A 23134-nucleotide genomic window follows, 5' to 3' on the forward strand; every position below is an offset into this window, starting at 1 on the left:
GCCACCGGCACCTTCTCCGGTACGCCAGGCAATGGTGATGTTAGTACGCTGGTGATCCGGGTAACGGCCACTGACGGCAGCAATACCTCAATTAGCACCAGCTTTGGCCTGACGGTGACACGCAGCATTGTGGGCGGCGATCCCCAATTTAAAGCCAACGACGGTATTGGCCGGACGCCGTCAGCCAGCGATACACGCCAGCTGTCCACGCAGGATGCTGCGATAGCAGAGCCGACGTTAGGTGGTCTGATTACCAATCCGTCACTCGGCGGTCTTACCGTGGGTAATGACGGTGCACCGAAATCTGTAATGTCTGCCATTTTTGCTACCGGACGCCAGAACACTGAGGGAGGTACCCTCCCAACTAGCCAGGTAGCGGGCACTTTCGGACGTGGCGTAACCAGCGGTATTGGCGTTAATTTCGACAGCACGCTAGGTTCTTTCCCTAGCTTCAGCAAAGATCCCGCTTTAGGCGGTACCTCATCGCTGGCCAGTGCGTTCTCGGGGATCTACCTGCCTTCACTGACGCCAATGGAGGTCTTCTCCGGTGGCAGTTGGAAAGACATTCCGCTCGATAGGGCGAGTAGCGCAATGAATAGCACGGATGACAGCACAGGACGCTCAGTGGCATTTACGCCTTCGCTGCATCAGCAATTACAACAGATAGGTGACTCGGAACTGCAACGTCTGGCGGTTATTGAGCAAGCATTGCAGGAAAGTAGTCAGCAGCAAGGATAACCCTGTGCAACAGCACAGCAACTGGCGATACGCAAGACGATCGCAAAAACAACTAAAACCATCACAAAAATAACAGTGGTAATGATGACAATAACGAGGAGCGGAATCGTGTTAAAGGGTCGGAAACTATTTAGCCTTAGCGCCATCGTGCTAGCCGCCAGCGGCTGTGCCGTAACCACCCAGCCGATCAGCAAGATTGAAAGCGGGCAGCGCAGCCAGCAGGACCGAGTCACCATGTTCAGCCAGCAAGAACCGGTAACAGCACCGATCACGCTGTATGATGCCATGGCGCGTGCACTGAAATACAACCTCGAATCACGCTTAAAAGTGATGGAATATGCACTGAGTCAGCAGCAACTGGAACTGGCACGTTACGATATGCTGCCCAAGATCGCCGCATCGGCAGGCTACGTGGGGCGTAATAATATGAGTGCCTCCAGCAGCCGCAGCGTAGAAACGGGACGTACCTCTCTTGAACCGTCCACCTCACAAGATCGCGATCGCGATGTGGCCGATCTGACCATGGTGTGGAACGTGCTCGACTTTGGCGTCAGCTACGTGACCGCCCAGCAAAAGTCAGATCAACGCTGGATTGCCGAAGAGCGTAAGCGCAAAGTCGTGCATACCATCCTGCAAGACGTACGCTCCGCCTACTGGCGTGCCGTAGCAGCCGAACGCTTGTTGGGACAGATTGATGGCCTGATCGCCCGCGTCAACACGGCGCGCGACGCGAGTGAGCACATGTCGTCACAGCAGATTGGCGATCCCATTGAAGCGCTGAGCTATCAACGCGCGCTGATCGATGCCACACGCCAGTTGGAAGAACAGCGTCGCGCACTGTCGCTCGCCAAGACTGAGCTGGCAACCTTGATGAATCTGCCATTGGATACGTCCTACAAGCTCGCGTTGCCACAAAACAGTGACGAGACCGTACCGCAGTTGAATGTCGATGTAAGGGTGCTGGAAGAAGCGGCGCTGGTCAGTCGCCCAGAGCTGCGCGAGCAGGATTATCAGGTAAGAATTCATGCTGCAGAAACCCGCAAAGCGCTGCTGCGTATGCTGCCCGGCGTGGAAATCAGCGCAGGCGGCCACTATGACAGCAACTCCTTCCTGGTCAACAACAGCTGGGCTGACGTCGGCGTAAAAGCCACCTGGAACCTGTTCAATCTGTTGTCTGGCCCAGCCGCACGTAAAGCCGCTCAGGCTAACGAATCCGTGTCAGAAATGCAGCGTCAGGCGATGTCACTGGCAATTATGGCACAGTTGTACATCGCTCGAGCCAACTTCAATGAGGCGCAGCGACAATATAAAACCAGTTCAGAATTACGTAATCTTGACACTAAAATCGTCGAACAGCTGAGAAACCGCTATAAGGCTAACAGTATTGGTGAATTGCAGTTGATTCAAGGTGAGTTAAACGCCCTCAACGCCAGTTTGCGTCAGGATCTGGCTTACGCAGAACTACGCAATACTTACGGCCAGATATTCTCGACGATCGGACTGGACTTGCTACCAAAATCACTGCCATCCGATAGGCTTACAGATATCAGCCAGGCACTGCGTCAATCTGACACCAACTGGCAACAGGGTAAAATCAGTACCTTACAATCGTTCTGATCGCAGTGTGGCAATCGCGTATTGCCACCGTCATTCTTTACGCGATCGATAAAGGGCAGCGATGCTGCCCTTTATAATTTTCAGATGTCCGTCAGGCGCTTGCGATCGACCTTACCGCTGCCAGTTTTGGGCAGCTTGTCGAGCACCACAATGCGTCCCGGCACCATGTAAGCCGGTAAGAATTGATGCAGCTGTTTACGCAACGCCAGTTTAGTCATCTCCGAGCCGGATTTATATTCCACGTAGCCGACCAGTACCGCCTCATCCCCTTCACCCTGAAGTTTGACGGCCGCATCCTGCACCTGCTCGATCCGCTTCAATTGCGCCTCGATCTCCCCTAACTCGATGCGAAATCCCCGTAATTTCACCTGATCGTCAAAGCGACCCAGATACTGATAACGATCGTCCGCCAGCAGCCGGACTTTATCGCCGGTGCGGTACATTCGCTGTCCAGACTCCGCCTGCTGAATAAAACGATCCTGCGTCAGATCGTTACGCTGCCAGTACCCGCTGCTCAGCGCTTCACCGAGAATGCACAGTTCGCCAACCATCCCTTCCGACAGCGGATGACGATCGTCATCGATCACCAGATGCTGATAGCCCGCCAGCGTGTTACCCAGCGCGACCGTGTGCTGATTCTCCAACTCGGCGCCATCAATCTGCGCCATCTGCGACCAAATTGTCGCTTCGGTTGGTCCATAGCAGTTCCACAGCGTCTTACAACGGCTGACCAGACGCTGCGCCAGTCGCAGATCCAGCGCTTCACCGCCGCACAGCGCCACCAGATCGAGTTTACCCTGCCAGCCCGCCTTGAACATCATGCGCCAAAACGCGGGCGTGGCCTGCAATACGTTGATCTCAGGCCTAGCCTGCAAATACGCCGCGACCGCCTGCGGATCTTTGTATTCCTCATGCGTAGTCAGATGCTGCACGCCGCCAACCCACAGCGGCGCAAACACTTCCAGCATGGAGATATCAAACGCCAGCGTGGTAATCAGCAACCAGTTGGCGTGATCCGTTAACGCCAGCCGATCTACGCTGGCATGGATAAAGGTTTGCAGCGCCCGCTGACCAATCACCACGCCCTTTGGTTTCCCCGTCGAACCGGAGGTAAACATCATGTAGGCCGCGGTTTCCGGCCCACCGGTCCGCGCCAACTGTACGCTCGCCGTGGAATCGCTGGCGGCATACTGTAAATCACACAGGTTCAGTATCGGACAGTCAAACGCCAGCGAACCGCCGGTATAGCCGTCCTGTAAGACCGCTGCCAGCGCCGCTTCCTGCTGAATCGCCTGTAGACGCTCTCCCGGAAAATCCGGCTCCAGCGGTACAAACGTCACCTGAGAAAACAGGCAGGCCAGCAGCGCCGCTACGGTGTCAGGCTGACGGCTAAGGTGCAGCCCCACTCGCTGACCAGCCGTCACCCCTTTCGCCGCCAGCGCCTGCTGAATCAGCGCCACGCGCTGCAGCAGTTCCCGATAGCGAATTTCGCGTTCTTGGAAGGCGATCGCCACACGATCCTGACGCGCTTCCTCAGTAAGACGCGCCAGCAGTTCATCGTGCAACGCGAGCGTCGTCGCCCTGTGCGGTAGCGGTGCCACCAGCGGACTGAGGCGAATCTGCGCCAGCCGCTCCCAGCGCTGTGTCAGCAGGCCATCAAGTAGCTGCGTGAGATCGCAGGCAATACGCTGTAGCTGCCGATTGTCGAACTGCCCATCAGGCGCGGTCAGAATGACCCGATCGTGCTGAACCTGCACGATGAGCGCCACATTCTGAGCTACGGCAGGTAACGATGCCCTCTCCCCCACGATCAGCAGGCTGCTAAACAGCGCATGCTGGCTATCTGCGGCCGGAATCTCTGGCGCAGACTGCGGATCGCACGACGATCCCACGGCGGTGATCCACTCACTGACGAGACGATCGCGCTGTTGAAAATGCACGATCAGCGGCCTTACGCTGTCAGGAAGATCGCCCGTGACGAGCGCCGCACACACCTGCTCTTCACCGCTGTATTTGTACAGCAGCCAGCTCCACGCCGCGCTCACCAGCGACGTGGGATAGTGCTTAACCAATTCACTGCTGTGCCGCTGTTCACCGTGCGCGGCCCCCGCCCGCTGCCCGAAGGCCGTGGGCTGTTGGATATCCGCCAGCGGAGTCCCCACTGCTTCATCGTTCCCTGTCATGACAGCGTTTCCTCATTGGCGGTAGCCCTCGACTGTGCCAGATACCCGCTCAGCGCCTGCGGTGACGGGTAGCGCTGTAAAAGCGCCACACTCACCGACTGCGCTAACGCCCAGCTCAATGCCTGTGCCAGCGCAATACGCTGGAGCGAATCGACGCCGCTTTCACACAGCGTCTGCGACCAGAGGCCGGATTCATTGAGATGTAGCGTTTGCGCCCACACGCGCAACAGCGACTGGGCTGATGGCGTATCCGGCTGGCTAATACCGCTATCTGCCACCGTTTTCTGCGCAACCACCGAGCCTGTCGCTTTCTCATGCCCGATAATCTCGGCTGGCTGCTGCGGCGCGCTATTGATCAGCGCGACCACTTCGTCATGCCAGCGCATCAGCACCCGACGCGCCTGCGCACTGTCCAGCACATCGGCGTCAAACTCGAAGCGCAGCAGCATGCAACCCGCCTGCTCACGCACCACCAGATTCAGCGGCATCTCGACTTTTTCATAGGCGGCTGAGAACTCGGGAGATAGCCGATGCGGATCGTCAGCGCGTTGGCCCTGTTCTGCTTTCGTACCAGGCTGCTTTTCATAAATAGGATAGTTTTCATAAATAAACAGGCTGTTGAACAGACGCGAGCGTCCGGCCGTCAGGGCAATCAGCGACTGTGTGGCATGCTGATTCATCGCCATCAGCTCATTCTGCAACTGCACCAAATGCTGTTGCAACGATACCGGCTGCTGCCAGCTCAGCGCCAGCGGCAGGCTATTGATGTACAGACCCACACTGCTCGCCACGTCCTCCACCGGACTTTCTCTGCCCGACAGCACATTCCCGACAATACTGACCGCATCGCCGGTCGACCGCGCCAGCAGCCGGTGCCAGGCATATTGCGCAATAATGCTGTGCGTAACGCCCACCTCGCGGGCAAAGGCGATGAGTGCAGCCTGATCCTGCTCGTTCAGGCTAACGCCGGTGACCTGCGGTTCAACCTGTGTCAGATGTTGGCTGAGATCGGCGCGTTTCCCCGCCGCCGCAAACAGCATCGCGACATCGTTCGTCTGCGCCAGCAGCGGCTGCCGCTGCTGCCAGAAAGCCTCAACGGCGGACTGCTGCGCCACGGCATGCCGCGCATAATCCACATAAGCGCGATCCACCTGAATCGCGGATGTTTCGCCGTGCATAAATGTTTCACTGTGCATCAACATCTGATAATCACGGTGTACCGCGCCCAGCAGCTGCGGGCCGCTCCAGCCATCAATCACGCTGTGATGACAGTTCAGGAGCACCCGATAATCCTGCTCACCCAAACGGAAACAGGCAATACGCAACAGCGGCGGTTGCGACAAGTTAAATCCGGTGCGTAAATCCTGCTGGCGATAGCGTTCGATGACAGCCAGTGGATCGGCCTCCTGCGCCACATCCTGATAGTAGAAAGGCAGGTCTGCCTGCGTCACAATCACCTGCACGCTGGCATACTCGCTTTCCAGCGCGGCACGTAGCGCCGGGAAACGCTGAATCTGACGCTGCCATGCCCGACGATAGCCTTCCACGTCCAGCGCCTGCGCATAGCGAATCGGCGTTTGCAGATGATAAGCATCGTCCTGCGGACAGCGCAGACGGTGATACAGCATCGACTGCTGGAGCGATGACAGCGGCAACAGCGTATCGATGTCATAACGCTGCGACAGGCTGTCGAGCTGCGTCTGGCTCAGCGTCACCGCTGGGAAGTCGCTGGGGGTAAAAGCGGTGCCGTGACGTAGCTGTGCCAGACAGGCTGCCGTCAGCGCACGCAGATTCTCGGTCAGTCGCGTCATCAGGCGTTCGCTGTCGCGCTGGTTGAGGCAACCCACCTGACGCAGCGTCAGCTGTCCGCCTGCAATACCGCCGTGAAGGCTGATAATCTCCGCCGGTTTATTCTCCGGCGAAACGCAGCCTCCTGGAGCGACATCCACCGGACGCCACACGCCAGTCGCCTGAACCGACAGCCCGAGATAGTTGAACACAATCGGCGACAGCGTCAGCGAACCGCCCTGCGGGTGATGGTAACGCAGCGAGTTAAACCCGACGCCTTTATCCGGCACCTGACGCAGCTGTTCCTTGCTGGATTTAATCAGGGAAGCCCAGTCGGACCGATCTTGCAGACACACCGGATAGGTGCTGGTAAACCACCCCACCGTGCGGCTGACATCCAGCGTCGGATCAATCGCCTCGCGACCATGCCCTTCCAGCATGATGCGAGCTTTGTCGCCCCAGCCGAGATCGTTGAGCGTGCGGGTCAGTGCCGCCAGCAGCAGATCGCTGACGTCGGTATTAAAGGCACGATTGGCCTCGCTCACCAGTTGGCCTGTGGTTTCCGCGTCCAGCGTCAAAATCGCAGCGCTGGCCAGGCCCTGCGGATCTTTCGCCGCCATCAGCGCCATCTGATCCACGCCGTCTTCCTGCGCCTGCCAGTACGTCAGTTGTTCCGCATGCTGCGTGGCGTAGTTTTGCAGCGCCGAGCCCCACTGGCGATAGCTCGACGTTTTCGACAGCAGCGGTTCACCGAGGTACAGCCGCTCCAGATCGTCGACCAAAATGCGCCAGGACACGGCATCAATCACCAGATGGTGGAAAGCGAGGAACACAGCTGTGTCCGCCTGCGGATGGTGGCGTACCAGTGCGGCGGTCATCGTCCTTCCCTGCGCGGGATCGAATTCACTCTGCAATGCGGTAAACGCCTGTTGCAGGCCGTCGTCACCGAGCTGGCGATAATCCAGCGTCTGCAATGTAGGGCAAGGCACATCCATCAGATAGCGTTGCCCGTCCGCATCACAGGCCAGACGCAACGCGTCATGTTGCGCCATCAGCGCCTGCAACATCGTGGTAAGACGTTCGGTATCCACGTCCGGCAGTTGGATCATCGCCGCCTGATTCCAGTGCTCAGGACGTGCCAGCGGCTGTTCCATAAACCAGCGCTGAATCGGCAGCAGCGCGAATTCGCCTTCCAGCGTGCCCTGCTCCGCCACAACACCTGTATCACGATCATTCTGTGCCAGCACGCGACACAAACGCCGCACGCTTTTTGCTTCGAAAACGTCTTTCACCGTGCAGACATAGCCCGCACTGCGCAAGCGCGTCGTCAGTTGAATACTAAGGATGGAATCTCCGCCTAAGCGGAAGAAATCATCCTCAACGCCCAGCGGCGTATTCAGCACGCTGCGCCAAATCGCCAGTACGTCCGCTTCCAGCGGATTATCGGCTTCACCGTCGCCTTCCCTTGTCTCCAGCACTGGCGGCAGCTGTTTCGTATCGAGTTTGCCGTTCGGCGTCAGCGGCATGTCTTCCAGCAGAATCAGTCGGAAAGGCACCATGTATTCCGGCAGGTGCTTCGCGACATCAATCAGCACCGCGGCAGGTTCCGGTGTGCCGCAGCCCGCTTTCACCGTGCCATAAGCGACCAGCGCCGGACGGTTCCCGACCTGTGCCACGACGACTTTCACCTGCTTCAGCGACGGACATACCGCCGCCAGCTGTGCCTCAATTTCACCCAGTTCAATGCGGTAGCCGCGCAGCTTAATCTGCTCATCAATACGGCCACAGTATTCATAGTCGCCGTTGTTCAGCAGTCTGGCCTTATCACCCGTGCGATAAATACGCAGCGTCGCCGTGCTCTGTTCGGTGTTGTTCACGTCATTCAGCGTGATGTGTTCAAAGCGGCTGGCGGTCATCTGCGGCTGATTGAGGTAACCGCGCGCCAGCCCAAGTCCCGCAAGACACAATTCACCCGGCACGCCCGCCGGACACAGCTGTCCTGCTGCGTCCAGAATCAACGCCTGAATATGGGTGATGGGTTTCCCGATGGTCACAGGCTGGCCTTTACGCAGGCGGGAGCTCAACGCGGTGACGGTACACTCCGTCGGCCCGTACATGTTGTACAGCGCGACCTTATCGGCCCAGTTTTCCACCACGGCGTTCGGACAGGCTTCACCGCCCATGCCAATGGCCTGAATGCCGTTAACGTGCTGTGGATCGAGAATCGACATCAGCGCCGTCGGCAGGATCAGGTGCGTCGCACCCGCCTGTTCCGCCTGCACAATCGCCCGATCGTTGGGTTCGCCAAACGCCAGCGTGCCACCGCTGCTCAGCGGCAACAGCGTCGTCATGTTACCGGCATCAAAAGAGAGCGACATGCAGTTGAACATGGTGCTTTGCGGCGTGAACGCGATGCGATCGCGATGATCGTCCAGCAGATTGATCAGCGAACCGTGTTCGATCATCACGCCCTTCGGCAGACCGGTCGATCCCGAGGTGTAGATCACCTGTGCCAGTTGCTGTGCATGGCGCGGAATGGCTGGCGGTTCATCGCCCGGCAGATCGTGCCACTGCGCGACAACTGTAGGATCGGTCAGATCGATGCACTGTTCGGCAGACCACTGTGCCAGCTGTTGCCCATCACCGCCGAGAATGACAGCAAGATTGGCATCGGTAATGATGTGACGCAGCCGCTCCGGCGGATAGTCAGGATCCAACGGCACATAGGCAGCACCCGCTTTCCAGACGGCCAGCAGCGCAATGACAAAATAGCGATCGCGCTTCGCCAGCACGCCAACCAGCGACTGTTCGCCCAGCCCCTGACGGTGCAGCCAGTGCGCCAGCTGATTCGACTGCCTGTTCAGTTCTCCATACGTCAGCGTATTGGTGCGCTGTTCGCCGTCAAAAGCTATCGCCAGCTGCTGGGGATCGCGCTGGGCGATGGCTTCAATCACGTCGGTTACCGTCAGCTGCGGCTGCGGATAGCTACGCGGTAGCTGCTGACTCTCCGCCAGCACGGAGGCAAAGCGCTCCGCTTCCATCAGCGGCAGATGCCAGACGTCGGTTTCCGGTGCCTCCACCACGGCCTCAATCAGCCGGATAAAGCGGTCGGCGTAATACTGGATCGTCTGACGCTCAAACAGCGCAGTGGCAAACAGCCAGTCCAACCGCACCTCGCCCATCAGCTCCGTCACCTTGACCGAAATATCCGTTTTAGCTGGCAGCACCGGCGAGGTTTCCTCCGCCGCATCACAGCCGGGGATCAGATCGTTGAAATCCACTTTGGCCTGATACACCAGCATCACCTGGAAGATCGGGTTGATCGCCGTGGTGCGATCGGAACCGATCGCCTCGCTCAGCGCTTCAAAACGATAGAGTTGATGATCGAACGCTGACAGATCCTGCTCACGGCAGTATTGCAGGTAATCGACAAAGCTCTGTTGATCCTGCAACTGGGTGCGCAGCACGATGGTGTTAACGAAGAAGCCGACGACATCTTCGATATCCGGCCGCTCGCGGTAGGCCAGCGGTGAACCAATGACGATATCTTTCTCGCCGCTGATCCGCGCCAGCATCAGGGAAAACACCGCATGCAAGCCGATAAAATTAGACGTGTTGTAGCGCTGGCACAGGCGTTTGAATTTATCCCACAGATCGTTGTTGATCGCGGAGAAGATCACCTCACCACCGCTGTTCTGGTGTGCCGGACGCGGTTTATCCAGCGGCAGGCTGTGCACCTCAGGGATCCCCGTCAGCCGCTCAACCCAGAACGGTTTGAACTCGTTGTGGTAATCCAGAAACGAGGCGGAATTGAACCAATGTGCGTAGTCAATATAGTTAAGCTGCGTCGGCTCGACGGGATGAGGCTGGCGGTTTTGACAGGCCAGAAAAGCCGGTTTGAAGTCCGCAAACATATTCTTCACCGACCAGCCGTCGGAAATAATATGGTGCTGGGTGATCATCAGAACATGCACCCGCTCGCTCATTTTCACCAGCCGCACGCGGGTGAGATCGCCCGCCGTGAGATCGAACGGGCGACTGATTTCCGCTTTTACCTGCTGCTGCAAGCGCGCTTCCCGCTCGGCTTCCGGCAGCAGTGAGAAGTCATCATGCTGTATCACAAACGGTTGATAGGCATCGATACGCTGTTCACCCTTGCCCTGTTCATTGACCACAAAGCGGGTGCGCAGACTGGCATGGCGCTGCGCCAGCGCGTCAAAGGCAAACTCCAGCGCAGCCACATCCAGCGTGCCGGTCAGGCGAAAATAGACCGGCATATTGTAGAGGTGTGACTGCTCTTCGTACTGTTCGATAAACCACAGTCCGCTTTGCGATGACGACAGCGGGCCAGACGTGGCATTTTGCGGCGTGATGGGGCGCTCAAACGCCTGCTGCGCCGTCAGGCAGCGCACAATGGCGTCTTTGCTTTCCTTAATCGTGCGCCCGATGTCTGCCGTGATCGCGTCTTTGTTGGACTGCGAAATCAACTGCCCCTGTGGATTCAACGCCAGACGAACGCCCTGCCGTTCCAACTGCTTTAACAGCGTTACGATATCTTTCATGACTTGTCACTCTCTCAGCAAATCAGGCCGTCAGCGTTGCCCCGCCATCCACCACCACGTCCTGCATGATGATGTGGCTGGCCAGATCGGAAGCCAGAAAAACCACGGTATTGGCAATCTCTTCCGGCTGAGCAATCTTGCCCAGCGGAATCCCCAGTTTGTACTGGTCAGGAAAGCCCGCGATAGTGCGCTGCTCGGCATCGGCGCTGTGCCACATGCCGCGCTGCATCGGCGTATCCGTCGAGCCCGGCGATACCAGATTGCAGCGCACGCCGTAAGGTGCCAGCTCCAGACCGGCACAGTGAGACAGGCTGGTGAGCGCCGCTTTTGAAGCGCAGTACGCCGCCATCTGTAGACGGGGGACATGCGCAGCATTGGAGCCCACGCAGACAATCGCGCCACGGCGCTGCTGCTTGAAATGCGGAACCAGTGCGTTCAGCAGGTAAAACGCACCGGAGGCGTTGACGTTAATGCACTGGTGCCAGTCGTCCACGCTCAGCGCGTCGATGTCGCCCAAGCGCAGAATCCCGGCAGCATTAACAAAAACGTCGAGCCCTGTTTCTGCTAACTGCTGGCGACAGACCGCCGCTACGCTGTCCGGTTCGCTGATATCCAGCGTCACGCAAGTAAACGGATGATCGTAATGTCGAAATGCGCGGTCGAAGCCGATCACGTTCGCGCCCAGTGCGACAAACTGGCGGGCAATGCTTTCGCCAATGCCGCTCGCCGCACCGGTGACCCAGACGGTCTGGCCGCTGAAATCAAACTGAAGAGGTTGTGCCTTGTTCATCATTTTCCCTACCACACCATTTCCACGCTGTTTTCATCCTGTGACAGCCTGTCGTCGAGATAGCGGCAGAAGTCGCTGAGCTGGGGATGATCGAACACATCAGACACCTTGATGCTGACGGAAAATTCAGCGGCCAGACGGTTGACGATCTGGATGGTCTGCAACGACTGTCCGCCCAGTTCGAAGAAGTTATCCCGCGATTGGATCCCCGACACGCCGAGGATCTGCTGCCAGATGGCGCTAACCCGATTCTCGGTTTCGCTGGCTAACGCCTGCGCCGGTGCTTCGTCGCGGTATTCCGCTAATAGACGCTTGCGATCGACCTTGTTGGAGCCGGTTTTCGGCAACTGGCGGAAGGCGCGATAATCGGTCGGGATCATTGCTGGCGGCAGTACGCTGCCCAGACGCTGTTTCAGCGCACGCGCATCAATCTCTCCGGCTTTCGTGGCGACAAATGCCACCAGACGCCGCACACCGTTGGGGTAAACAATCCCCTGTACGCAGGCTTCATCAACGTCCGGCTGCGCCAGCAGATGGGCTTCGACTTCCCCTGGCTGAATCCGGTAGCCGCTGATTTTGAATTCGTTGTCCATGCGTCCGAGGTACAGCAACTGTCCTTTTTCCAGCCGGACTCTGTCGCCCGTGCGGTAAGCCGGAAGATCCCGATCGCCCACCGCTATTTGCGTAAACGCCGTGTGTTCTGTACCGATGTAACCCGCCGCCAGCGTTGGCCCCAGCAGCACCAGTTCCCCTTCTGCCGCAGGGCGGTCGCCCGCTGCCAGAATCAGCGCGTTGACCCCCGCCAGCGGCAGACCGATAGGAAGCTGCGACACATCGGCAGACTGCGTTTGCAGATCGCAACTGGTCGCCACCACCGTGGTTTCTGTTGGCCCATAGGTGTTGATTAAACGCAGCGTGTTCGGTGCATGGCGTTGCCACTGCGCCAGCTGTTCGGGGTATACCGCTTCACCACCAATGATGATGGCGCGCAGTGCGGCAGGCATGGTCAGCGTGCCGGTTTTCAGCCCCACTACCCATTCGTTCCAAAATGCGGTCGGCAGATCGAGCAGCGTAATCGCCTGTTCTTCTACCTGTTCGACAAAGGTCGGAATCGATTCCAGCATCTCGTCGGTGCGCAGCACCAATGTCGCACCGCTGGTCAGCGTGGCAAAAATTTCTTCAATGCTGGCATCGAAATTGAACGGGGCAAATTGCAGCACGCGATCCGCCGCACGCAGGCCGTAGCGCTGGCGTGCCGCCGCCGTGAAGTGATCTAACGCGTCAGCGCCGATCTCCACGCCCTTCGGCAATCCGGTCGAACCCGAGGTGAACATGACATAGGCAATCTGTCCGTCTCTCGCTTCCACCGGCGGCAGCGCGGCAGCCTGTGCGCTGGATGACAGAAGATGCCCCGCCAGAACGATCTCGCCGGAGAAGACCGATGCCAGCCGATGCTGGTAGTCGGCCTGCGTCACAATCGTACGCAGCCCGGCAATCTGTATGATGTGCTGCTGACGTTCGTGCGGTTGTTCAGGATCGAGCGGCACATACACCGCGCCGCACTGCATCACGGCCAGCAGGCAAATGATGGTTTCCGGGCTGCGGTTCAGCATGATGCCGATGCGTTCACCGGGCTGAACGCCGCGCTCATGCAGCGCCGCAGCGGCCTGACCGCTCAGATCCAGCAACTGCTGGTAGCTGTACTGCCGGTCGCGCTGCGTCAGCGCTGGATGATGCGGGTTTTTACGCGCCTGCTTGGCAATCGCCGTCAGAACCGGTTCGACAAAAGGTTCAGGTTCGCGGCTGGTGATCAGTGCCAGTTCGCGCTCTTCACGCAGCCAGCGTCCCAACAGCTCGCCGCTGGTCTGCTGCGGCTGTGCCAGCCAGCGTTGAAGCAGCGTGAACAGCGTTTCCTGCAGGCTGGCAAGCGCTTCTGCGCTGTAACAGGCCGGGTTGGCATCAAAATCCAATACCGGTGTGCCATCGGGTTTGAAGTGGATCTCGATCGTCAGATCTTCTACCGGTCCGGCGCTGAGATTCAGCGTGCTGGACGACAGCGATCCGTAACTGAGCGGATGATCGAACGGCATGATATTGATCAGCGGGCCGAAGAGCCGCTGTTCACCGCCGACGCGGTTCAGATCGCGCCGTAAATGCTCATAGCGATAATGCTGATGACGACGCAGCGTGCGTTTGGTGCGGGCAACCTGCTGTGCCAGTGTGACAAAGTCCGCCTGCTCATCGACCTGAATGCACAGCGGCACGATATTCATCTGCATGCTCGGCACCGTCAGCGAGGCGGAGCCGATGCGGTTCATCACCATCATGCCGAACGTCAGTCTGTCGCTGCCGGACACCAGCTTGAGGTGCGTCGCCAGCATCGCCAGAAACAGATCCGGCCAGCTGATTTTATTGCCTTCACACAGCGCGGTCAGCGGCTGCCAGATATCCGTCGGCAACACGCTGCTCTGGCGCAAAAAACGCGCCGCAATCGGTGCTTTCTTCTCGCTGAAACTGGCCGGTTCCGGCATCGCGTTCAGTGTTTCCAGCCAGAAATCGCGCGCCTGCGCCGTCTGCCCACTTGCATCGCGCTGCTGTTCTTCTTCCAGTACCTCGCTGAACGGGCCGAACTCCGCCACCGCCACGGGTTGCCTCGCCGTCAGCGCGGTATAGATCTGGGCGATGCGTTGAAACAGCATCGTCGTGCCAAAGCCGTCCAGCGCAATGTGGTGCACGCAGCTGTAGAGAAAATCACGTTTTTCACCGCACAGCAGCGCAAAACGGCAGGGTAATCCGTTCAGCAGATCCAGCGGCTGGGCGATTTCCTCACGCGCCCACTGGCGTATCGTCTGCTCTTCATCCTTCATCGGCGCAGGCAACAGTTCAATAATCGGCAGCACGCCAATCGGCACCGGTAGTTGTGAAGCCACAAAGCCGATTTCCGGCTGGTCGGTATGTTCACCCTCGACCTCAACAAACTGGCAGTACAGGCACTCGCACTCCATGACCGCCTGACGGATCGCACTCAGCATGGCTTCAATATCGACCTTGCCATCAAACGCAATGCACTCTGCCGTGTTGAACGTCGCCTTATCATCGTTCAGAGCATGGCCTAACCACAGCCCACGCTGCGCAACGCTCAAGGGCTTCATGATGCAGCTCCCTGCTGTTTTTCGATCAGCGCCCACCAGGCATTCAGACTAGGGTTACGCGCCAGATCGACAAAGCTCAGCGTAACACCCTGATTACGCCATTCGGTCAGCAGCGACATCATCCGCACCGAATCCAGACCGTAGTCGATCAGGTTTTCATCTTCATCGAACTGATCTTCTTCTTCGTCGATCAAAGTCAGCAGATGTGCTCTCAGTCCTTGTTTCGTCAGTGCCTGTGCCATTTTTGCTCCTGTGAGTTCTGCCGTGCTAACCACCCGTCCGGCGCGCGTCGCCACATATTTCAGCGCCATCTGGTGTTCCTGAAGTGAGAAATCCGCCACTGCATCGCCGACCATGAACGGCTTGATGTCGCGCATGAAGGCATCCGTTGCAGTAATCATGCAGCCGATATGTGCGTAAACGCCGCAAATAATCAGTTGATCTTTACCCATCTCTTTCATCATCGGTTCCAGCGGTGAGCGGTGGAATGCGCTGTAGCGCCACTTCACCAGCACCGTGTCGTGCTCATCCGGTGCCAGCGCACTCACGACACGCTGTTTTTCAGGATGATTATTCAGCCCTGCGCCCCACATGTCGTTCAGCAGCGCCCGGTCGGCCGCGCTTTGTGCGTTCGGCTGCGCCGTATACACCACTGGAATCCCCTGTGCTTTGCAGTAGGTTCGCAACGCCACGATGTTCTCGACCAACTGCTGCGCCAGCGGGCTGTCCGCGCCATAGAAGTTCACGAAATAGTCCTGCATGTCGTGAATCAGCAGCACCGCGCGCTCAGGTTCAAACGCCCAAGAAACCGTGCTCTCAGGGAAATCCTGTGCGCGCGGCAGGGGATAAGAAGCAATAGAAGGGATTGCCATCACAAAATCCTTATTTGTTTTGAATACTAAGTTCGGTTTTGAGTGCTAAGTTGGGTCTGGATGCGCTGACGGAGTGATTTCTTATCAATCTTGCCGACCGGCGTAACGGGCAAAGTGTCGATCATCTCGAAGCGGTCCGGCAGTTTGAATTCAGCAATACCCTGATTGCGAAGATATTTTCTTAACGTGATGGCTTTCAGCGCGGGATCGCTGACCACCAGAAAAGCGCAGCTCTTTTCGCCCATGACCGGATCGGGCATGGACACCAGCGCGGCATGGAGAATGCCGTCATGCTTGAGCAGCAGGTTTTCGATCTCTTCCGCGGCAATCTTTTCACCGCCTCGGTTAATCTGATCTTTCTCCCGCCCGACCACGCGCAAATAGCCCTCTTCGGTCATCTGCACCACATCGCCCGAGTGGTAGAAGCCTTCACTGTCGAAGGCGCGGGCATTGTGTTCCGGGCTGCGGTAATAGCCGCGGAAGGTATACGGGCCGCGCGTCGCCAGCAGCCCCGCCTCGCCTCTCGGCACCGGATTGCCGTCGATATCCAGCACTTTCACTTCATCGTCCGGGCTCATCGGATAGCCTTGCGTCGTGAAAGTGTGCTCGTCGCTGTCATCCAGTCGGGTGTAATTCACCAGCCCTTCCGCCATGCCGAGCACTTGCTGTAGCTGACAGCCCAACACCGCCGGAATACGACGGGCGACGGTTTCACTCAGCTTCGCCCCACCCACCTGCAAGATCTTCAGGCTACGCAGCGCGCCACCAAACTGTTCGGCCGCCTGAATCCACAACGCGGCAGCGGGCGGCACCAGCGAGGTAATATCGATCTGATGGCGTTCGATCAGCGGGAAACAAGTCATCGCCCCCGGATCGGGCGCCAGCACGACGCGTCCACCGGCGTAAAACACGCCGAGCGAACCGGGCGAGCTTAACGGGAAGTTATGTGGAGCAGGCAACGCGCACAGATAGCGGGTTTGTGGCGTCAGCTCACAAATTTCCACGCTGCGGCGCACGCTGTAGTAATAATCGTCATGGGTACGGGGAATCAGCTTCGGCGTACCGGTACTGCCGCCAGAAAGCTGGAAGAAAGCGACCTGCCCCGATGCAGAAGGCTGATACTGACTGGTCGACGCACACGGCTGCAACCAGTCTGACAGGCTGTGCCCCAGCGGGCTGTCGCCGAGCATCACCACCGTTTGCAGGCGGGGAACCTGCGTCTGTAGCCGATCCAGAAACTCACCGTTGCCAAATAGCGGATGTTCAGCCGAGGCGATCAGTAAGCGCGGTTCGATCTGCGTGGCGTACGACAGCAGCTCCAGCTTGTTATGGCTGAACAGCGCGTTAACCGGCGCGACACCCATTTTCAGCAACGCAAAAAAGGTCAGGTAAAATTCGGCCACGTTCGGTAACTGCACCAGCGCGGTGTCGCCGCAGCGCAAGCCGCTTTCCGTCAGGCGTGATGCCAGTGCGGAAGATTGCCGATCCAGCTCGCGATAGCTCCATTGCCGCTCGCCGCACACCACCGCAACGGCGTCAGGCTGCGTGGCCAGATGGCGCTCCCAGGCATCCGTTAGCGGCAGACCGATCCAGTATCCCTTGTCGCGATAACGCTGCGCCAGTTCCTCTGGCCAGGGCGTAAATTCAATGCTCATAGTCCATCCACACCTGAGTTAAGCCCAAACGCATTCAGCATCGTGTTTAATTTGGCGGCGGTTTCAGCCCATTCATCCTCGGGGACGGACGCCTCAACAATGCCCGCACCGGCAAACAGGCGGACGTTGTTGTGTTTGATGGTGCCGCAGCGAATCGCTATCGCCCATTCACCATCGCCGTTGGCATCACACCAGCCGACGATGCCGCTGAATACGCCACGATCGTGCGGTTCCAGCTCGGCGATCAACTGGCGCGCTTCCTGCGTGGGGAAGCCGCACAGTGCGGGGGTCGGATGGAGCTGGCAGGCGACCTGAAGCGCCGTCATCTCTGGGTTCGCCAGTTCACCGCGGATAGCGGTAGACAGGTGCCACATGGAAGCGGTGTGCATCAGCGAAGGAACCGATGGAATCGTTAACGACGCGCACAGCGGCATCAGGCGTTGGCGGATGTCGTCCACCACCAGCTTGTGCTCGTGCTTGTCTTTACCCGATTTCAGCAGGCGCTGGCTGTTCAGGTAATCCAGATGTTTATCGTTCATTCGTCGCGCCGATCCCGCCAGCGGATTAGAGACAATGACATTCCCCTGCTTACGCAGCAGCAGTTCCGGGCTTGCACCCAGCAATACCGAACCATCCGGCAGCGGCAGTGAGAAGTGGTACCCACCGGCGTTCTGCACCATCAGGTTATTGAGGATCGTTTGCGCCTTAACGGGGCTCGCCAGCTCAATATCCAGAATGCGTGACAGCACCGCTTTGCTCAGTTCACTACGGCGGAAGCGCTCAACGGCCTCTGCCACGATGGACTTGAACTGATATTCGTCTGGGACGCTGTTTAACGTTAACGCGGTAGGGCTCGCCGACGTGTGCTTACGGGCACGGCTGACGAGTTCAGATTTCGTCGTAACGGTATAGCTATCAGGGATATAGAGACAAGACGGTTGCGTGGTATCAAAGGGAATCGCCCCCACCACAATAGGCAGCGACTGCCCTGCCTGACGCGCTCGCTGGAATGCCTGCGCGATGGCAGGGCTTAGCCTGTCATCGTGCGAGCCCGGAACACAAACAGGGGAAGAAATACGTTCAAATAAGCCAGAAGTAGACAGGCTTCGGTGTTCCGATGCATATAAAAAAGCGGTCTGTTCCGAATAGGTGAGTCCGCTAGATGCTTCAGTTTCTGTAATCAGTGTATCCACAAGACAGCTCCTGCGCTCGCAAATTAAATACCAATGATTATTAAAATCATTATCATTTATATCAAGCGCAGTTAAATTACACTGAAGTAACGTGTTCGGTCAATCCTTCCACAAAATGGTTATTCACTCCCAGTAATTAGGGGTTAAATTGATGTTAATCAATTTTTTTGTGTATGTTTCAGAATGGATAATGATTAACAACAGGAATGTATTGATTATAAAACTTACATCACAAATGATAATGAAAATACTTATCATTTATTGTCAAGGAAATTAAGCTGCGCTAAACTGCGCAAATATTTTACTAACTGTGTCTAAATGTGAGCCTGTCATGGATGAAAGCATGTACCGCCCGCACACCCGATCCGTTGTGCATCTGGCGTTGCTCATTAACATGCTTTCCCTCGGTAGCCTGATGATGGTGATGCCGTTAGGCCCCGATTTCATCAGCGCGCTGTCCATGGATGCCAAGAACATCGGCTACATTAGCGGCGGCGCAACGTTTGCTTCTGCCATCGTCGGCTTCCTCGCCGCTCCCTATCTGGACAGATTTAACCGTAAACATGCTCTGATCGTGCTGCTAACCCTGCGCTTCGGCCTGACGGCCGCCTGCATGTTTGCCACCAGCCAAACTCATCTTTTACTGCTGTTTATTCTGGCGGGCTGCGTGGCCGGGCCGGCCTCTGGCGTGTTGATGGCGGCGGTTGTCGATATTGTGCCGGCCAACGAACGTGGAAAGCAGTTAGCCTATGTCGGCATGAGCTTTTCGCTCGCGGCGATTGTCATCATGCCGCTGTCGCTGGAGCTGGCTCACCGTATTAACTGGCAAGCACCGTTTTATATTTTCGGCCTCGGCGGCCTGCTACTGGCGCTGTTAGTGCTGTGGTTTTTTCCTTCCATGCCGCCGACGCATCGGGTTCAGCAAGGTTCGTCACCCACGACAACGCCCGCTTCGGTATTGCATGACCTGTTAGCGTCCCCCCTTTTCCTGCTGGGGCTGACGGTAATTTCGCTGCAAATGTTCGGTCATTTCCTGCTGATCCCCCATTTTTCCAACTACTTTCAGTTCAACTTGGCGTTCCCACGGGATGATATTTCCCTGCTCTATCTCTGCGGCGGGCTGGCAAGTATGGTGACCATGCAGCTGTGCGGCAATCTGCTGGATCGCGGCTATGCCAGCCGGACAATCGTAGTGACGACTCTGCTGCTGGCTGCTGTGATTCTCTGCGGTTTCGTTTTGCCTTTTTCACTTTCCCTGTATCTGGTGTTCACCCTGTTCATGGCGCTCAGCGCAGCCCGCTCCAGCAGCACGCTGGCGATTACCGCAGGTATTCCGCTGCCGCATCAGCGCGCCGCGTTTATGTCCTATCAGGGAACCGCAGCCAACGTGGCGTCGGGGCTTGCCAGCGTCGCTTCTGCCGCTTATCTGAGCACCTCTGCCGAGGGAAAAATTGACGGCTTCTCACAACTTGCTATCGCCAGCGCCGTATTTGCGCTGGCCGCCATGCTGCTGACCCTGCGCCTGATTCCGCAGTTGGCTGAACGTAGCCGAAAGATGGCCGCACGCCAAACGGCACAGGCTACAGGGCAATAAACCGATCGATTCACGTACGAGTGGGTCGGCAATATACGCAACACCACACGTTATTTACGGGGATATTTTTCCACTCTTTGATGGGGTTTTTGACATGCAGCTAAAATCAGAAAGTCGTTTTTCATATCATCATTTCCCACACAGCAAGGTGTATCGCGCCCTGCTGGTGACGGGGTTACTGGCACTGCCCGCACTCGCACAGGCAGAAAATGCGGCAGATGAAAAAATCGTCGTGACGGCAACACAGACGAAACATACCACGCTAAGCGCCCCCGCCAGCGTTTCTGTCATCACCCGCGCCGAGCTGGAAAAGATGTCGGTGAATAACGTTACCGACGCGGTGAAAAAGCTGCCGGGCATTAACATCAATCCGTCATCTACCTATGGTCGTAACGAAATCAAGATCCGTGGTATGAAAGCGGACTACACATTACTGCTGATCAATGGTCGTCGAGTAAATTCTCGTGATGCACTTGCAGGCAATATGGGGAACGATTTCGACCTGAGTGCGATTCCTATCTCCGCTATCGAACGTGTAGAAGTCATTCGTGGCCCCATGTCTTCGCTGTACGGTGCTGATGCGTTAGGCGGCGTTGTTAACGTAATTCTGAAACAACCAGGTAACGATCTCAAAGGTGAAATTGGCTATAACTTTGAAGCACCGACTGAAGGTTCCGGCGGAGATCATAATCGTCTGAACGGTTATATCAGCGGTCCACTGATAGAGAATACGTTACTGGGAAGCCTGCTGGCCGATGGCGGAACACGTGACGCATGGAAAACGGAACAGTCGATCAATCAGAATACTGATGCGTTGGAAAAACGTGACAACTACAACGTAATAGGCAACCTGACGTGGCTGCTTGATTCCCAACAGAGTCTGGATTTTGACGTAACATATACCAAGGACGACCGTGATGTACGTTGGAATAACTATGGTGCTGCGGTGCGTAACATCCAAAAAATGGAGCGACTGGGACTGGGGTTAACGCACAACGGAAGTTGGGATAACGCCGATACGCGTCTGCGCTACTTCTATGAAAATGTGGAATTGATGGATAATTCCCAGCTCAATAATGGCAAAGCAGATATTACACAGGACAACCATACCGTTGACGGACAGGTCTCTGGTTATCTGGGCGACCATTTACTGACCGGTGGCGGAGAATACCGTCTGACCTCACTAAAACACAGCATGAATCTGCCCAACGGCACCATTGACGTGAGTCAGGGAGCACTCTTCCTGCAAGATGAGTTCAAACTCGCCGATCTGGCATTAACCTTCGGCGGACGTATCGACAGACATGAGACATACGGTACAGAATTCAGCCCACGCGCTTATGCTACCTATAGTCTAACTGACAACTGGGTGGTAAAAGGTGGTGTCAGCAAAGCGTTTAAAGCACCTTCCATTGCGCAATCATCAGAATCTTATGCCATCGCGGCCTGCCGTGGCCGTTGCCAGACGGTAGGTAACCCAGACCTGAAACCTGAAACGTCAATCAGCTATGAAATTGGCACCGCTTATGAAGCCGAACGCTTTGGCGCGGGCGTTACGCTATTCAATAACGATATTAAAGACATGATTCAGGTACAAACCTGGGACAGAGTCGCAACGCGCCTCACCTATGAAAACGTGAATAAGGCAAGAATTCAGGGGATTGAAACTTCATTCTGGGTCGATGTAACAGATGACCTGAACTGGACCACTAACTGGACTATTGTGGATGCCGAAGACCGCACCACCAAAATGCGCCTGAAGCAAACGCCGAAAAATACGGTTAACACGCAGTTGAACTGGCAGGCGCTGGATAACTTATCAGCCTATGTGTCCTATCAGTACACGGGTAACCAGTATCTGTTTGATAAGGAAGCCAGCAAGACAAGCGGCTTTAATACCATGGATGTCGGTGCCACCTATACACCGGTTAAAAACGTGGATCTAAAACTGGGCGTCACTAACCTGACCAACGAAAAACGGGATTACGTTGCTACCAACAACGACTATTTTCTGTCTGGACGTACGGTATACGGCGGCGTGAGCTATAAGTTCTGATGGTCATAGCTCTAGCCCGCTAACGCGGGCTTCAGGCCGTTGACAAACCTATTTGCCGAATGAAAACGGGAGTAACGGAATAGAAGAGTAAAGCGTTTGCGCCAAGGATGGCGCAAACCGAGCTTACATGGACGTATTTACAGCGTCTTTACGATCTATCCGTTACTCCCGCTCTACGGACGTTGTCAGCAACCTCAGCGCTAACGCGGGCTTTTTTAGCAGCAGAGAAACGTGGTGACGTCGTACTCTCTTAACAGATACGCGCCTTTAAAACGGCGTCCGGCGTAAAACGTCGGCGTCAGATCGGTCAGCAGTTCCAGCTCGAATTCGCGTTTGGTGATATCCAATGCCACCAGTCTGGCATCCAGAAAATCGAAATAGTGCCTGACCTGCGGGTAAAGCGCCTTAAACAGGCTCTCCTTCGCTGAGAAGCTGATCGTCAGCAAACAGCTAAATGCTTCTTCCCGCCCCTGAAACCATTGGAATTCTTCGTCACCAATGATGCCGGGCCACAGCGATTGCGCACGCTCGTCAGACATAAATCCTTCGATATCCACCCCCACACACGATAGCGCGTCGCTCCGTAAATGTGCGGCGCAGAGTACGCTGTCTTTGTTATGGCTCAGCGAACCGGCAATATTACCCGGCCACTGCGGTGAGCGATCTTCCCCGCTATGCAGAACAAAATCAGGGTGTTCCAGCTTATTTAACACGTGTTTGGCGACACAGCGCCCGGCCAGAAATTCGGCGCGGCGTTTCGGTACGGCGCGCTCTAGCGCGTCGGAGAAAGGAATGTTCGCCTCGGCAAAAAGCGCGTCGTCGTAGGCAGACAAATGGAAATGGCAGCGCGCAGTCATACCTGGGTAAGCGGCACCGTCCGTTGCCCGTGGAAACGTAATCCATTCAACATCATCAATAAAAGCAGAAAGCATGT

Annotated in this window: 12 protein-coding genes; 4 read left to right on the top strand and 8 right to left on the bottom strand. The window is 56.8% G+C overall.

The features are described from left to right. Window positions 1-738, top strand: a 738-nt coding sequence (locus H0248_RS09860) for a putative Ig domain-containing protein (RefSeq protein WP_374705265.1), incomplete at its 5' end; no start/stop codon positions are given. 108 nt (window positions 739-846) lie between these two features. After that, window positions 847-2355, top strand: a complete 1509-nt coding sequence (locus H0248_RS09865) for a TolC family protein (protein WP_180785804.1) — start codon at window positions 847-849, stop codon at window positions 2353-2355. Between the two features lie 80 nt (window positions 2356-2435). On the opposite strand, the gene H0248_RS09870 is transcribed toward H0248_RS09865, so the two are convergent. Genes H0248_RS09870 through H0248_RS09900 form a run of 7 tightly spaced genes read right to left on the bottom strand, consistent with a single transcriptional unit; the run spans window position 2436 to window position 18550 of the window. After that, entirely contained in the window at window positions 2436-4538 is a 2103-nt protein-coding gene (locus H0248_RS09870) for an amino acid adenylation domain-containing protein (protein WP_180785805.1), read from the bottom strand. After that, a complete protein-coding gene (locus tag H0248_RS09875) occupies window positions 4535-10888 on the bottom strand; it encodes a non-ribosomal peptide synthetase (RefSeq protein WP_180785806.1) in 6354 nt (2117 codons plus the stop codon). Before H0248_RS09875 ends, H0248_RS09870 begins: the two co-directional genes overlap by 4 nt. Before the next feature lie 22 nt (window positions 10889-10910). Beyond that, window positions 10911-11681 carry a 2,3-dihydro-2,3-dihydroxybenzoate dehydrogenase gene (gene dhbA, locus H0248_RS09880; RefSeq protein ID WP_180785807.1) on the bottom strand — a complete coding sequence of 257 codons (771 nt, stop codon included), beginning with the start codon at window positions 11679-11681 and terminating at the stop codon, window positions 10911-10913. 5 nt (window positions 11682-11686) lie between these two features. Next, the gene (locus H0248_RS09885) at window positions 11687-14830 is read right to left on the bottom strand and encodes a non-ribosomal peptide synthetase (RefSeq protein ID WP_180785808.1); all 3144 of its coding nucleotides are present in this window, start codon (window positions 14828-14830) and stop codon (window positions 11687-11689) included. After that, window positions 14827-15702 (bottom strand): isochorismatase, encoded by an 876-nt coding sequence (locus tag H0248_RS09890; protein WP_180785809.1) that lies wholly within the window; start codon window positions 15700-15702, stop codon window positions 14827-14829. Before H0248_RS09890 ends, H0248_RS09885 begins: the two co-directional genes overlap by 4 nt. A 26-nt stretch (window positions 15703-15728) precedes the next feature. Beyond that, window positions 15729-17357: a (2,3-dihydroxybenzoyl)adenylate synthase gene (locus H0248_RS09895; RefSeq protein ID WP_180785810.1), complete on the bottom strand. Its 1629-nt coding sequence runs from the start codon at window positions 17355-17357 to the stop codon at window positions 15729-15731. Continuing rightward, complete coding sequence (locus tag H0248_RS09900) at window positions 17354-18550, bottom strand: isochorismate synthase (protein ID WP_180785811.1); 1197 nt, start codon at window positions 18548-18550, stop codon at window positions 17354-17356. The genes H0248_RS09895 and H0248_RS09900 overlap by 4 nt, the downstream gene beginning before the upstream one ends. Before the next feature lie 331 nt (window positions 18551-18881). Here H0248_RS09900 and H0248_RS09905 point away from each other — a divergent pair, with 331 nt between their 5' ends. Further along, on the top strand, window positions 18882-20144 hold the full coding sequence (locus tag H0248_RS09905; RefSeq protein WP_257981547.1) for an MFS transporter: 1263 nt from the start codon (window positions 18882-18884) through the stop codon (window positions 20142-20144). Window positions 20145-20238: 94 nt separating this feature from the next. Then, on the top strand, window positions 20239-22200 hold the full coding sequence (locus H0248_RS09910; RefSeq protein ID WP_240345924.1) for a TonB-dependent receptor domain-containing protein: 1962 nt from the start codon (window positions 20239-20241) through the stop codon (window positions 22198-22200). Between the two features lie 215 nt (window positions 22201-22415). On the opposite strand, the gene H0248_RS09915 is transcribed toward H0248_RS09910, so the two are convergent. After that, a complete protein-coding gene (locus tag H0248_RS09915) occupies window positions 22416-23132 on the bottom strand; it encodes a 4'-phosphopantetheinyl transferase family protein (RefSeq protein ID WP_180785813.1) in 717 nt (238 codons plus the stop codon). Window positions 23133-23134: the final 2 nt, after the last annotated feature.

The organism is Pectobacterium brasiliense (genome assembly GCF_013449685.1).
GTDB classification, from domain to species: domain Bacteria; phylum Pseudomonadota; class Gammaproteobacteria; order Enterobacterales; family Enterobacteriaceae; genus Pectobacterium; species Pectobacterium brasiliense_A.